The sequence below is a fragment of the Hymenobacter sp. NBH84 genome, assembly GCF_014217645.1.
Lineage (GTDB): Bacteria > Bacteroidota > Bacteroidia > Cytophagales > Hymenobacteraceae > Hymenobacter > Hymenobacter profundi.
Window position 1 is genome coordinate 3,239,698 of record NZ_CP043644.1, and the last position, 13,949, is coordinate 3,253,646.

Here is a 13,949-nt window from a genome sequence, read left to right on the forward strand (position 1 = left end):
GTTCCTGTACAGGAATGGGGCTTTTTGCTTGAACACTAAATTGTTACAGTAGTTGAATAGGACGATTGAGCGACTCTTCCAAGGAAATCAGCGTTTCCGTCCGTTCAATGCCTTCAATCAGTTGAATCTGGTCGTGCAATACCTCGCGCAGGTGCTGCGTATCGCGACACACGAGGCGGGCAAAGATGCCGTAGTTGCCAGTCGTGTAGTTCATGCTCACGATTTCCGGAATCTTTTTCATCTCCTCCGCCACGCCGTTATACATTGAGCTTTTGAGCAGGTAGATACCAATGAAGGCCGTTACGCCATACCCAAGTTTCTCATAGTCAATACGCAGGGTAGCACCCTGCACAATCCCCAGCTCCTCCAGCCGGGCCATGCGCACGTGCACCGTACCTCCGGATACGTGCACCTTGCGGGCAATTTCAGTGTAGGGCATTTTAGCGTCTGCTATCAGTAGCGCTAATATTTTGCGGTCGGTGTCATCAAGTTCGTAATTGCGGGCCATTTTTTAGCGGTGTGTTTAAGCATTTGGCAATGTATACTGCCTATTATTAAATTTAATGTAAATTTTTGAGCAAATGTCTGATAAAATTTTATAATAACGATTCAACTACTACATTTGTCATAATCAAACGCGAACGGCGGACGATTACATCAGACATTGTAGAATGATGAAACTGGCAGACATGCCCGCCTCTCTCGCGGGTGGTGATTCGGGATAAACTGGTCCGGCGGCCGGCTAACTACACCGTGGAGGTTCGAATCCTTCTTCTACAGCTTTTTTGGGTGGATTTTGGGAAGTGGAAGAGTACCGGGACGTATCTGGGTGGGTACGTTCTTTATTAGGAGGCTGCATCTGGGTGGGTGCAGCCTTTCTTTTTGCCCTTTTCTGAGCACATAGCTATAGCTGTCTTACGCCTCCCTACCCTCCTCCGAATAAAGAGCGGCGCAAAGTTCAGGTATTTTCGGCAGGAAAACAGGCGTTTCATTACAATTATTGTACTCATCAGGCGAGGCTACTTTGTAATCCCGCAAAACACTACCCGCCAGCAAACGCTTACTCCTTGTAAATCAGAATTTGCGCGTCGCCGTTGGCTTTAATATAGCCCCGGTACATGCCTTCTGAATTAAACGGCATGGCAATGTTGCCTTGGCGGTCTACGGCAATCAGACCACCATCGCCTCCCATTTTTCCTACCTTCTCGATGGTGGCTTGCGCGGCCTGCGCCAGAGGCAATTTCTGGTACTCCATGCGAGCGGCCACATCGCGGGCCACCGTAGCCCGGATGAAGAACTCGCCCCAACCCGTACACGATACGGCGCAGGCGTTATTGTCGGCATAGGTGCCGGCCCCGATGAGGGGCGCATCGCCAATGCGGCCGTAGCGCTTGTTGGTCATGCCGCCGGTGCTGGTGGCGGCGGCCAAGTTGCCGTATTGGTCCACGGCCACGGCACCCACGGTACCATACTTCCTACCCTCCGTAAAGATCTGGTCTTCATAAGGGACAGCGCTTTGCGGCTTACCGGGTTTCATTTTGGTTTTGGCTTTCTTGACGGGCGCGGCCTCTACTTTGGTAGGAGTATTGAGTTGATCGGGCGTACCGGCGCTTTTCTCGGCGGCCAAAGCTTTTTCGAGCTGTTGGTGGCGGGCCTCGGTGTAGAAATAGCTAGGGTCAACAATAGCGAGGCCTTTCTCTTTGGCAAATTGCTCGGCACCGCGGCCAGCCAGCATCACGTGCTCCGACTGGTCCATCACAGCCCGCGCCGCCGTGATGGGGCTGCGCACCACCGTAACGCCCGCCACGGCGCCAGCTTTCAGTGTGTTGCCGTCCATGATGGCGGCGTCCATTTCGTTGCGGCCTTCGTGGGTGAACACCGCCCCCTTGCCCGCGTTGAACAGCGGAGAATCTTCCATCACCTGAATGGTAGCCTGCACGGCGTCCAGCGAGGTGCCGCCTTTTTTCAGCATGGCGTAGCCGGTTTGCAGTGCTTGGTTCAGCATAGTGCGGTAGGCCTGCTCCTTTTCCGCCGACATGTTAGCCCGCGTGATAGTGCCCGCGCCCCCATGAATAACCAGCGTGATGCGGTTCGGATCGGGGGCGGTGGTAGATTGCGCCCGACCGGCAACGGCACCCCATAGAAGCAGGAAAATCAACAAGCAATTTTTCATAAAGCAGCGCAGAAACCGGGTTTGCAATGAGCCGAAACAACGCAAAAGAGGAAAAAGCTGACGCTGTTTCCTCTTTCACTGGACAATAGACAGATATGGTACGGCGAAGGCTGCCTCTAGCGCACCGCCACCGGCTGATTTTGCTGCTTATACTGCGCCAAACCAGCATCCAGGAAGCGCACGAAAGCGGCTACATCGGGCTCGTAAGCAATAGGGGGCGCCAATGTATGCGCTAGGTCGGCGGGAGCCTCCGGGTCTAGCAGCACGTAGTAGGGCTGGGCATTTACGTTGAAACCGGTGAGCTGCAAATCGGCGTTTTTCTTGCCGAGCGTGGTTTTTTCCTTGCCATCGTGGGCGGAGGTGTACTGCTCGTTGGCGGGTAGTGTAGCTTTGTCGTCTACGTACAGGGCCACTACCACGTAGTCGTCGCGCAGGCGCTTAAGCACTTGCGGGTCGCTCCACACGGTGGCTTCCATCTTGCGGCAGTTCACGCAGGCGTGACCCGTGAAGTCAATAAAGATGGGCTTGTTCAGCGCGCGGGCACAGCGCTGGGCCTGGGCCAGATCGAAGTAGCCGTGCAGGCCGTGGGGCAATTCCAAGAAGTCGGCGTAGCGGGGCTCTTCGCAGAGCGTATTGGTAGCGGGGGTAGCCGGCGCCATGGGGGTAGCAGCCGAGGCCAGCGAGAAATCATGGCTGGTTTGGGGAGGCAGGTAGCCGGCCAGCAGCGGCAGCGGCGCCCCAAACAGGCCCGGCACTAGGTACACCATAAAGCCAAAGGCCAGCACGGCCATCAGCAACCGGCCCACGCTCAGGTGGGGTAGGTCGGAGTCGTGGGAGAGTTTGAAGCGGCCCAGTAGATAGAGGCCCAGCAAGCCCGAAAGCGTAATCCAGATGGTGATGTACAGGTCGCGGGACAGCAGGTCCCAGTGGTAGGCAAGGTCGGCCATACTCAGGAATTTCAGCGCCAACATCAATTCCACAAAGCCCAGCACCACCTTCACTGTATTCAGCCAGCCGCCCGAGCGGGGTAGGCTTTTCAACCATGCTGGGAAGATAGCGAACAACGTGAACGGCAGCGCAAACGCCAACGAAAAGCCCAACATCCCAACCACCGGCGTCACCCGCTGGCCTTGCGCGGCCAGACTCAGAATGGTAGCCACAATGGGACCCGTGCACGAAAAAGATACCACTACCAGCGTGAGAGCCATGAAAAATACGCCGCCCCAGCCACCTTTATCGGCCTGCGCATCAATCTTATTGACCATGCCGTGGGGTAGGGTAATTTCAAATAAGCCCAGAAACGAAAGGCCAAACGTGACAAAAACAGCGAAGAAAATCAGGTTGGGCAGCCAGTGCGTGCTGATGAGGTTGAGGCCATCGGCCCCCAGCAGCACCGTCACCAATAAACCAATCACCACATAAATGAAGATAATGGACAAGCCGTAGACCACGGCCTTGGTGATGCCCCGCTGCCGGCTGTCGCCCCCACTGGTGAAAAACGAAACCGTCATCGGAATCAGGGGGAAAACGCAAGGCGTAATTAAGGCGCCCAAACCAAACACGAAAGCCCCAAAGGCAAACGCCCACAGCCCGCCCGCTGCCGGATCGACGGCAGGGGCCGTGGCCGCTACCGAAGCCGCCGGGGTAGGAACAGCCGTAACGGCACCCGGACTCGCGGCCAGTTCCGTAGTTACTGCGGAGCCCAGGGTAGCCGTATCGGCAGTTGGTGCCGGGGTGGCATCGGTTGCGGCAATTGCCGTCGTAGATTCGGGCGTTGCGGCCGCGGTGGCAGTAGGCGTGGCGGGCGTCGCCGTGGGGGGGGTAGTAGCCGATGTGGGGGTAGCGGCGGGTGGCGTTACGGCTCCCGTGCTGGGGGCGGCAGCCGTGCCGGTTACCGTAATCGGACCAAACGACAGGGCATCGTTGCCAGGCACGCAACGGCCGTCCACATCGGTGCAGGTTTGGTAGTCAGCTTCAGCTTTGATGGTGAGGGTACCCGGCTGGAGAATTTTGATACGCTGCTTGATCTGGCCAGTGCCTTCAAAATAGGTGACGTCGCCCTTAAACACGTCGTCAAACTTCTTCTTCTCCCCTACCGACTTCGGCGGACCTACCAGCGCATAGGCTGCACTTTTGGGAATAGTGAGCGTGAAAACCGTTGGCCCTAGGTCGGGGTCGAAATTGGTGGCGTACAGGTGCCAGTTGGGCTCCATGCGCGCATTCACTACTAGGTCGATTTCGTCGCCCACCTTCGCAGTGGTTTTGCTGACGGCGGCCGTGAGCTTGGTAGGCGTGAGTACCTGCGCGGCAACAGGCCACAGCGGCAACAACAGGAGCACCAGCAGCGGTACTAGCTTTTTGAGAGTAGACATAAACTTTTTTTTCGACGCGGCGGAGCTTGCGGAGCACAAAGAACGGTAGGAACTAACACAAAATTAGTGTGTCAGAGTTGCACGTTGACACACTATCCTGCGGACCTAACCGCTTCGACCTGCCGAGGTTTCAAACAGTAGCTTACTTACTTAACAGCGAACTGCCCCAACCGCTTGCCAATAATCTCGTATTTTTGCGATACAAAGGGCGCTGAGCCGCGTGAGCTGCAGCGTCCGCACCTATGGGCTTAAAGATCTTGTTTACCATTCTGCTTGTCTTGCTGAATGGATTTTTTGTGGCGGCCGAGTTTGCGCTGGTGAAAGTGCGCAGCTCGCAGATTGAGCTGAAGGCGCAGGGCGGCAACCGGCTGGCCAGCCTGACCCTCACTATGCTACAGAATCTGGATGCCTACCTATCGGCTACGCAGTTGGGCATTACGCTGGCATCGTTGGCATTGGGTTGGATTGGCGAAAGCGTGGTATCGGATGTGGTACTGAGCATTTTGCACAGTATGGGCATTGGCGTGAGCGACGTGACGGTGCACACCTTTTCGGTAGTGGCTGCCTCGTTTATTGTCATCACGTCGCTGCACATCGTCATTGGCGAGCAAGCACCGAAGGTGTTGGCCATTCAGAAGCCCGAAACTATTTCGATGGCCATTGCAGCGCCTCTACGTGGTTTCTACCTTATCACGTTTCCGCTGATTTGGGTACTCAACAAGCTCTCCAACGCGGTAGCGGGCCTGTTTGGCGGCCAAGTTTCGCATAGCTCTGAAGTACACACTACGGAGGAGCTGCGCCTATTGCTCGACCAGAGCATGCAAAGCGGCGAATTGCAGGACTCGGAGCACGAGCTGCTCGAAAACGTGTTCGAGTTCAACGACCGCATGGTGAAGCAGATTATGGTGCCCCGCACCAAAATTGCGGCCGTCGACATCAACGCACCCCAGGATCAGGTACTGGAAATTGCGTACAGCGAAGGCTACTCGCGCATTCCGGTGTACGAGGATAGCATCGACAACATTGTGGGCGTGCTCTACGTGAAAGACTTGTTGCAGATTGTGCGCCGCGGCGAGCCAATTGTAGTGTCGCGCATTATGCGGCCAGCCTATTTTGTGCCAGAAACCAAGAAAATCAACCGCTTGTTGCGCCAGTTTCAGCGCAAACACATGCACATGGCCATCGTGAGCGACGAGTTTGGCGGCGTATCGGGCATCGTGACGATTGAGGACATCATTGAGGAGCTGGTAGGCGAAATACAGGACGAGTACGACAACGAAGTACCGGTAGTGGAGAAGGTATCAGAAAACGAATACCGCGTGAACACCGCCACGCCCATTCCCGATGCCAACGAGTACCTCCCCTACCCCCTCCCAGAGGGCGACGACTATGAGACGGTAGGTGGCCTACTAAACATGATCTACGGCAACATTCCCGACGTGGGCGACACAGCTATTCTCGACAACTACGAGTTTCGGGTGCTGCAACGCTCCCGCCGCGCCGTGGAGCTAGTACAGCTCCGCGTGACGCGTCCACAAGAGCTGGAAGAGACGGCCGAGGAACTGGACTTGTAGAGTCTTAAGATCAAAGAAGGTAGGCCGTTATTTCATGTGAGGTAACGGCTTACTTTTTTCTATTGCGCTTTAAACCAGCTTGCGTACTGCACATAGTTATCGGCCGTGCGCTGAATGGTTGCTCGTTGCTCATCGGTCACTGGTTTGATTTTGCGTGCCGGAATGCCGGCGTAGAGGTAGCCTGGCTCGCACTGCGTGTTTTCCAATACTACCGCACCGGCCGCAATAATGCAGCCCGAGCCTACCACCGCATGGTCCATCACGATGGCACCCATGCCAATCAGCACGTCGTCTTCTACAGTGCAACCGTGCACAATGGCGCGGTGCCCGATGCTCACACGACTGCCAATAACCGTGGCCGCCCGCTGGTAAGTGCAATGAATTACCACACCATCTTGGATATTGGTCTGCTCGCCGATACGGATGCTGTTTACATCGCCGCGAATAATGGCGTTGAACCATACAGTACAGCGGGCGCCTAGCACCACATCGCCCACAATGGTAGCATTATCGGCCACGTAGCAGTTGGGGCCAATTTCAGGTTGTTTTCCGCGAACAGGTAGAAGAAGCATAAGGAGTGGTGAAGAGGTGAGATGGCACGTAAAAATACAGTTGTCATCCTGAACGAAGTGAAGGACCTTCTGCCAGTTGAACGAGTCGTTGTTACGCTTGTCGTTCTGGCGTGATAAGGTCCTTCGCTGCACTCAGGATGACATTGCCACTCACCATCTCACCATTTCACAACCTCACCATTTCACCGCGTCAGCATCCGTTTCCAAGTGCCTTTGGCTACGTTATACTTCACGGTGCTGGGTAAGGCCTGCCAGAAATACTTACTAGTTTCGACAGCGAAACTGGGCTGCATATAACAGTTGATGGTGCAGCCCTCGCATTGGGGTAGGCGGCCTTCTAGCGCGGCTAGGTGCTGCACATCGCCAGAGTTGTAGAGGTCGAACAAACGGCCTTCCACCGGAAATTTCTGCTGGCCCAGGTGGTAGCAAGGTAGCACCAGCTCGTTGCTGGGTGAGATGACCAGGGTAGTACTGGCCGCTCGGCACACGGGCGCAGCTACGTGGTTGCCACCATCGCGGCGGAGCTGAATGAAGGCTTCGTTGAGGTAGACGCCCTTACGACGGCCGAAGGCAGAGAGGTAATCTAGTTCCTCAATCGTCAGATGCTCGCCGGCGTCTACACCGTTGTATTCGAAGGCTGGGTTCAGAATCAGCATCACCTTATTCGGCTGGGCGATGTCGCGGTACACGGCTTCCAGGTCCTTCAGGTTTTCGCGGAAGACGGTGAACAGAATGTCCGGCCGCTCGCCCAACTCCCGCGCCACCCGGATGCTCTCTAGCACGAAATCGTAGCAGGCCACACCTCTACCCCGGTCGTGCACTTCCTTTTCGGAGGCATCGAGGGAGAAGTGCAGCATATCCACTTTGCCGCGCAGTCGCTCGGCGTATTTTGGGTAGAGCAGGCAGTTGGTGGTGAGGGTAGTGATGAAACCCATGTCGTGCGCCAGCCCCACAAACTCGTGTATCTGCCGGTGCAGCAGCGGCTCCCCACCTGTAAAATCTACCACCGACACGCCCAGGCGCTTCAAGTCGCGCATGTTTTGCTCCACATCCGCCAGTTGGATATAGGGCGAAGGTTTCTCCCAGATGTCGCAAAACGAGCACTTGGCGTTGCACCGGTAGGTGACGTAGTAGTTGCACAGAACTGGGTGACGAACAAGGCGCATAAGAATACAAAGGTAAATAATACTACATGGCAAGCCTTGCAACCTTATTGGTTGCAGAAGGCTCTACCATTAAAACCATCTATACTTAACTTCACATGAGACTACTAAAACTCGCCGTTATTCTTTTAAGCTTTTCTTTGCTTTCAGCGTGCTCAAAAGAAGAGCCTTCTATCCAATCAGATTACATAGTATTTGGAGCTTTCTCAATGGAGTGCTTTGGTGATCAATGCTTCAAAACCTACAAACTTGACAACGTGCAGCACCATTTGTATGAAGATACTACCACTATATATCCAGCATTTCCATCTCCCGAACGCCAAGGCCAATACGTACTGAAGAGCCAAGCCTTGTATGATCAAGTCAAGGGCTTGTCAGACAAGATTCCCGCGAGTTTGCTAGCTATGCCAAATGGAGACGTCAACATCCATGCAGTAGCTGATGCTTACACGTATTATGTGGAGATACAACAAGGTGATGAGAAAAGGCACTGGTACATGGAAGCCGATAAAGCTAATGTACCTAGTTCATTGCATGCCTTCCATAGTGAAATAAAAGCGAGAATCGATCTGTTGAGATAATATAGAACTTAACGCATCATACTGCTCAATAAACCTTAATGCGGCAACTCTCCCCAGGCCGTATCCCAACGCTTGGGGGTAGCAGCCAGCGCTTCGGGTGTGGCGGGGCCGTAGTGCTCGGTATAGTAGTCGCAGAAGTCTTTGAGCGGGCAACGGGCGCAGTCGGGCTTGGTGTAGAGGCACACGCGCTGGCCGTGCCAGTAGTTGTGTTTGTGGAAATTGAGTAGCACGCGCGCATCCTGCGGCAGTTGTTCCAGTAGCAGCTTGTGCGCTCGATCTGCAGAAACTTTCGGCCCAATCATCCCTACCCGCTGGGCAATGCGGTGCACGTGCGTATCGACTGGCAGCACGGGCTTCTGAAAGTTGAACAAAAGCACCAGCGAAGCCGTTTTCAGGCCAATGCCGGGCATATCGGTCAGCCATTGCAAGCCCCGCTCGGTGGGCCAGTCGGCCAGGAAATCCAGCGTAAACTCGCCCCGCTCGGCTTTAATGCGGCGTAGAATATCTTGTATGCGTGGCGCCTGGGTATCGGGCCAGCGCGTGGTGCGGATAGCATGGGCCAACGCAGGGGTAGGCGCGGCCAGTACGCCCTCCCAGTCGCCGAAGGTTTCTAGCATGCGGGAGTAGGCCAGTTCTTCGTCGGCGTGCGTGGTGCGGTGCGACAACACGGTACTGATGAGCTCACGCATGGGCGTGCGCCGCGGGGTAGAAGATAATTCGCCGTAGAAATCGTTCAGGATCAAGTGGTCTTCCCAGGTTTTCTGGGCGGGCGAAAGCGGGGCGGCGTTGGTCATGTGCTTTCTACCCACAAGCGCCCCGCGGAGTTGCCCCCCTACCCCCAAAAAAAGTAGCGGCTTCCCTGGGTAGGGAAGCCGCCGACTGTAGTACCTGGCAATGCGAATTTTGTTAGATAGTGCCTTTTTCGGCAGCTTTCTTCAGTTTCTCATTAGCATAGATAGCCACTTCTACACGGCGGTTGGCGCTGCGGCCAGCTTCCGTCGAATTGTCAGCAACGGGTTCCTTAGAGCCATAACCCGTCACCTGAAAGCGCGATGCATCCACGCCCTGCGACTGCGTATAGTTGGCTACAGCCTGCGCCCGGCGCTGCGATAAAGGATTGTTAATGGCGTCGGTGCCGGTGTTATCGGTGTGGCCTTCTACCAGTACGTTGGTGTCGCCGTACTTTTTGAGGGTAGCAGCCAGGGTAGCAATATTCTCCTGCGCCGCTGAGGTCAGTGTAGAGGAGTTCTTAGCAAATAGAATACCCGAGTCGAAGGTGATTTTGATGCCTTCGCCTACGCGCTCTACCGTGGCACCAGCCATTTCACGCTTCAGCTCGGCAGCCTGCTTATCCATACGGCGGCCGATAAGGGCGCCCGCGCCGCCGCCTACTGCCGCGCCAATAATGGCACCACCGGCGGTGCTGTTTTTACCACCAATTACGCGACCGAGTACGCCGCCTACCAAGGCGCCACCACCGGCACCCAGCAAACCACCCTTCGCGGTTTTGCTCATAGGCTTTTTGGTGGTTGTAGTAGTTTGCGCTTCGGCAAAGTGGCCACCCAGCAACAGCAGCGCCAGCAGCAGGGAGAGTAGGGAACGGGAGGTTTTCATAAAAGTCAGATAAATGGGAGAGAATACGCACAGCACCGGGCTGCCATTGGCATATTGGCAACCACCTTGCCAAAATCCCCCTATTTGTTATGCCTTCAGCACAATTCTTAGTTGCTTTTTGATTATCAAATAATTGCCCTTCAGAATCTTCTGGTTCGCCACTGAGCTAGCAGCGAAATACGCTATCTGATACCAACGCTAAAAGCAGAAGGACTACCCACCGTGGATAGTCCTTCTGCTGCTATTGCCCGAAAAGTATATTGCTGGGCTAGTTATTGCGACGGTTACGGCGTTCTTCCCGGCGCTGCTCGCGTTTTTTCTTATCGCGGCTTTTGCCATAGAGCGAACCGCCTATGGCGCCTACCCCAGCACCAATGGCAGCGCCTTTGCCACCACCAATCAGGCCACCACCCACGGCACCAGCACCAGCGCCTACGGCCGTGCTAGTCCGGCATTCCGTCATAAAAAAACAAGCGCCAGCAAGGGCGAGCAAACGTAACTTCTTCATGGTGCATTAGTATCGTAAAAGGCCCAGAAATGGCCCGAATGAGAAAAATTCTAGGCTTTATAACGCAATGCCACTAGTCTAAGTTGAGGTACGCGCCTTTTTGCCCAGCTCTTATATGCAAAAGGGCTACCCCGGTGTGGAGTAGCCCTTTTCCTTACGCTATGGTTGAGCTTACAGCGTGCCGTTTTCAGCAGCCTTTTTCATTTTCTCGTTGGCGAAAATGGCGATTTCTACGCGGCGGTTGGCCTGACGACCAGCTTCCGTCGAGTTATCAGCAATAGGCTGCTTGGAACCGTAGCCATTGGTGGTGATGCGCGAAGCATCTACGCCTTGCGTCTGTGTGTAGTTGGCCACCGCCTGGGCGCGGCGCAACGACAAGGGGTCGTTGATGGCGTCGGTGCCGGTGTTGTCGGTGTGGCCTTCTACCAGGATGTTGGTGTCGGGGTACTTTTTGAGGGTAGCAGCCATCTTCTGAATTTCCGTCATCGAAGCCGGACGCAGATCCGATTTGTTGGTATCGAACAGGATGCCCGAGTCGAAGGTCACTTTAATGCCTTCGCCTACGCGCTCTACCTTAGCGTTCTGCATATCGCGCTGTAGCTCTTCGGCCTGCTTGTCCATTTTGCGGCCAATGAGGGCACCAGCACCACCACCGACGGCAGCACCAATAATAGCGCCGGCAGCTGTACCACCCGAGCCGCCAATTACGCGGCCGAGTACGCCGCCTACTACAGCGCCGCCACCAGCACCCAGCAGACCACCCTTTGTGGTTTTATTCATGCCGGTTTTGCGCGGGCCAGTGCCGTTGGCGTCCGGAATGTTCGGGTTGTGCGAGGTTGCGCACGAGCCCAGAAACAGCATCAGTGCCAAGCACAGCGAAATAATTGCATTAGGAGATTTCATCAGTAGGAACTTTGGTGAAAAATGTAGGGAAAGAGAAACGATGGTTATCCGGTGTTGGGTACTGTACTTCGGCCAAAAATGTTTATTTGAAATTGCTTTATAGCTGTAAGGCTATCTAAGTCAAGCACCTCAACACGAAAAAAGCCTCTTCAACATCTGAATAATACAGTTGAAGAGACTTTTTCAAAAAGCTTGCCGCTTTTGCTGGCAATTTATTTAACGACGTGCTGCCGTCACGGTTGCAGCCTCTGCCACTACAGCTGGGCGCAACAGGTGCAGCAAATCTGCCAGCTTCTGCTTCAGATCTTTACGATCTACAATGAAATCGAGGAAGCCGTGCTCCAGCACAAATTCGGAGCTTTGGAAATCTTTCGGCAGGTCCTTGCCAATGGTTTCCTTGATAACACGCGGGCCAGCGAAACCAATGAGTGCCCCCGGCTCCGCAATATTAAAATCGCCCAGCATGGCAAACGAGGCCGTTACGCCGCCCGTGGTGGGGTCAGTAAGCAAGGATATGTAGGGCACACCGGCTTCGGAAAGCAGCGCTAGCTTGGCCGACGTTTTGGCCATCTGCATCAGAGAGTAGCCGGCTTCCATCATGCGCGCTCCGCCCGATTTGCTGATCATCAGGAACGGGATGCGGTGCTGGCGGGCGTAGTCGATGGCGCGGGCAATCTTCTCGCCTACCACCGAGCCCATGGAGCCGCCAATAAATTTAAAGTCCATGCAGGCAATCACCAGCTCGGCGCCTTGGCTGCGGCCATACGCCGTGCGCACGGCGTCGTGTAGGCCGGTGGCGCGCTCGGTAGCCGCCACGCGCTGGGGGTAGGGCTTGGTATCAACGAAGTGCAGCGGGTCGCCGGAAGTGAGGTCGGCGTCCAACTCCGTGAACTGGTTGTCATCGAACAACACTTCGAAATACTCGGCCGAGTTGATGCGGTCGTGGTGGTTGCAGTTGGCGCAGGTGTAGAGCAGGCGCTTGTGCTCGGCCATGGTAGCCACGGTTTTGCATTCCGGGCATTTGTACCACAGGCCGTCGGGGGTTTCCTTTTTTTCCTCCGTGGGCGTGACAATGCCTTTTTCTACGCGTTTAAACCAAGACATCAGGTAAGAATTGAGGGGCGGATACTAGCGTGTGACGACAAAGATACTACGCAGGGTGGCTACGGGCCGGCTTTTTGGCCGGAAGAATTGTCTGGCTATTTCTGAAATTCAGATAGAAATTTCGGCTAATACCTTGACTGCAAGCATTGTATTCAGCGTCGAACAGCAACAAAGATAGTCTGAAAAATGGTTTGAGCCGGCCTTAAGAATTGGAAGTTGCCCCAGCAACCGGCTACCTTGCTACAGGGTAGGCCCTATCGGACTATTCCGTTACTCTTGCTGTTTCACCTACGTTTATTCCGTGTATAAATTCTCTTCGCTGACCCTAGCTGCTCTTGTGGTGGCCGCTTCCACTACCCTACCCAGCTGCGTAGCCTCCCGCAAATACGACGAATTACAGGCTCGCCAAACGGCTACCCAGCAAGCCAAAGAAGATTTAGAAAAACGCCAACGCCAGGCAGTAGCCGAGTTGCAGAAAGCCAACGACGAGCTAGCCCAACTTCGCCTCGATAAGAAGCGCCTCGTAAACGACTCTACCCAAACGGGCAACATCCTGCGCAAAACCCAAAGCCTGTATGGCGAGCTGAACGACTCGTACGATAAGCTGCTCAAGAACAGCGACCGGGCTATGGCCAACAAATCGGCCGATTACGACAAGGTAGCCAAGGACCTGGCCCGCCGCGAAGCCGAGCTGGGCGAGCTGGATGTGAACCTGAAGAAAAGCCGTACGCAAATCGACCAGCTTAATACGGACCTGAAAACGCGTGAAGCGAAGCTGGCAGAACTGCAACAAGCACTGGCCGCCAAAGACAAAGCCGTGAACGATCTGCGGGCTAAAGTCAACAACGCACTGTTGGGCTTTAAGTCCAACGATTTGAAGGTAGAGCTGCGCAATGGCAAAGTATATGTGTCGCTTTCGGAGCAACTGCTGTTCAAATCCGGCTCTACCAAGGTGGACCCCAAGGGCCAAGACGCCCTCAAAAAGCTGGCCCAGGTGCTGCAAGAGCAGCCCGATGTGAATGTGGTAGTGGAGGGCCACACCGACAATGTGCCCATCTCGCGTGGCACCGCTGGCATGCAGGACAACTGGGATCTGAGCGTACTGCGCGCCACCGAAATTGCTCGTTTGCTCACCGTGAGCGGAGTAGCGCCCCAGCGCGTGACGGCCTCAGGCCGCTCGCAATACCTACCCATAGCCCCTAACGACAACGCCGCCGACAAAGCCCTGAACCGCCGCACCGAAATTATCCTCACGCCCAAGCTCAACGAGCTGTTTCAGATTCTGGATAGTAATTCGGCGGCGAGTGCTGGTGGGCAATAGCTCTACGTTTCCCTACCTTAAGCAAAACGGCCAGCCTTCTGAGAAGGCTGGCCGTTTCAGTAGT

13 protein-coding genes are annotated in these 13,949 nt (G+C 55.1%); 3 read left to right on the forward strand and 10 right to left on the reverse strand.

All coding sequences use genetic code 11. From position 1 onward, the window contains the following. Positions 1–43: 43 nt before the first annotated feature. The 3 genes from F1C16_RS13530 to F1C16_RS13540 all read right to left on the reverse strand — a co-directional run bounded on the left by F1C16_RS13530 (position 44) and on the right by F1C16_RS13540 (position 4,545). Complete coding sequence (locus F1C16_RS13530) at positions 44–508, reverse strand: AsnC family transcriptional regulator (RefSeq protein ID WP_185281168.1); 465 nt, start codon at positions 506–508, stop codon at positions 44–46. Between the two features lie 552 nt (positions 509–1,060). Beyond that, the gene (locus tag F1C16_RS13535) at positions 1,061–2,173 is read right to left on the reverse strand and encodes an isoaspartyl peptidase/L-asparaginase family protein (RefSeq protein WP_185281169.1); all 1,113 of its coding nucleotides are present in this window, start codon (positions 2,171–2,173) and stop codon (positions 1,061–1,063) included. A gap of 116 nt (positions 2,174–2,289) precedes the next feature. Next, positions 2,290–4,545: a protein-disulfide reductase DsbD gene (locus F1C16_RS13540; RefSeq protein WP_185281170.1), complete on the reverse strand. Its 2,256-nt coding sequence runs from the start codon at positions 4,543–4,545 to the stop codon at positions 2,290–2,292. 242 nt (positions 4,546–4,787) lie between these two features. Here F1C16_RS13540 and F1C16_RS13545 point away from each other — a divergent pair, with 242 nt between their 5' ends. Beyond that, a complete protein-coding gene (locus F1C16_RS13545; RefSeq protein WP_185281171.1) occupies positions 4,788–6,119 on the forward strand; it encodes a hemolysin family protein in 1,332 nt (443 codons plus the stop codon). Positions 6,120–6,178: 59 nt separating this feature from the next. On the opposite strand, the gene F1C16_RS13550 is transcribed toward F1C16_RS13545, so the two are convergent. Together F1C16_RS13550 and F1C16_RS13555 are read right to left on the reverse strand one after the other, a co-directional pair. Continuing rightward, positions 6,179–6,691: a gamma carbonic anhydrase family protein gene (locus F1C16_RS13550; protein ID WP_185281172.1), complete on the reverse strand. Its 513-nt coding sequence runs from the start codon at positions 6,689–6,691 to the stop codon at positions 6,179–6,181. A gap of 182 nt (positions 6,692–6,873) precedes the next feature. Next, positions 6,874–7,857 carry a radical SAM protein gene (locus F1C16_RS13555; protein ID WP_185281173.1) on the reverse strand — a complete coding sequence of 328 codons (984 nt, stop codon included), beginning with the start codon at positions 7,855–7,857 and terminating at the stop codon, positions 6,874–6,876. 95 nt (positions 7,858–7,952) lie between these two features. On the opposite strand from F1C16_RS13555, the gene F1C16_RS13560 reads away from it, so the two are divergent. Further along, positions 7,953–8,435 carry a hypothetical protein gene (locus F1C16_RS13560; RefSeq protein WP_185281174.1) on the forward strand — a complete coding sequence of 161 codons (483 nt, stop codon included), beginning with the start codon at positions 7,953–7,955 and terminating at the stop codon, positions 8,433–8,435. A gap of 35 nt (positions 8,436–8,470) precedes the next feature. On the opposite strand, the gene nth is transcribed toward F1C16_RS13560, so the two are convergent. The 5 genes from nth to accD form a co-directional block, all read right to left on the reverse strand. Then, a complete protein-coding gene (gene nth, locus F1C16_RS13565; protein WP_185281175.1) occupies positions 8,471–9,229 on the reverse strand; it encodes an endonuclease III in 759 nt (252 codons plus the stop codon). A 112-nt stretch (positions 9,230–9,341) separates the two neighbouring features. Then, a complete protein-coding gene (locus F1C16_RS13570) occupies positions 9,342–10,049 on the reverse strand; it encodes an OmpA family protein (protein ID WP_185281176.1) in 708 nt (235 codons plus the stop codon). A gap of 268 nt (positions 10,050–10,317) precedes the next feature. Continuing rightward, positions 10,318–10,557 carry a YMGG-like glycine zipper-containing protein gene (locus F1C16_RS13575; protein ID WP_185281177.1) on the reverse strand — a complete coding sequence of 80 codons (240 nt, stop codon included), beginning with the start codon at positions 10,555–10,557 and terminating at the stop codon, positions 10,318–10,320. Positions 10,558–10,728: 171 nt separating this feature from the next. Next, a complete protein-coding gene (locus F1C16_RS13580; protein WP_185281178.1) occupies positions 10,729–11,460 on the reverse strand; it encodes an OmpA family protein in 732 nt (243 codons plus the stop codon). Between the two features lie 216 nt (positions 11,461–11,676). After that, positions 11,677–12,564, reverse strand: a complete 888-nt coding sequence (gene accD, locus F1C16_RS13585; protein WP_185281179.1) for an acetyl-CoA carboxylase, carboxyltransferase subunit beta — start codon at positions 12,562–12,564, stop codon at positions 11,677–11,679. Between the two features lie 301 nt (positions 12,565–12,865). Here accD and F1C16_RS13590 point away from each other — a divergent pair, with 301 nt between their 5' ends. Continuing rightward, entirely contained in the window at positions 12,866–13,885 is a 1,020-nt protein-coding gene (locus F1C16_RS13590; RefSeq protein ID WP_258048910.1) for an OmpA family protein, read from the forward strand. The last annotated feature ends 64 nt before the right edge of the window (positions 13,886–13,949 follow it).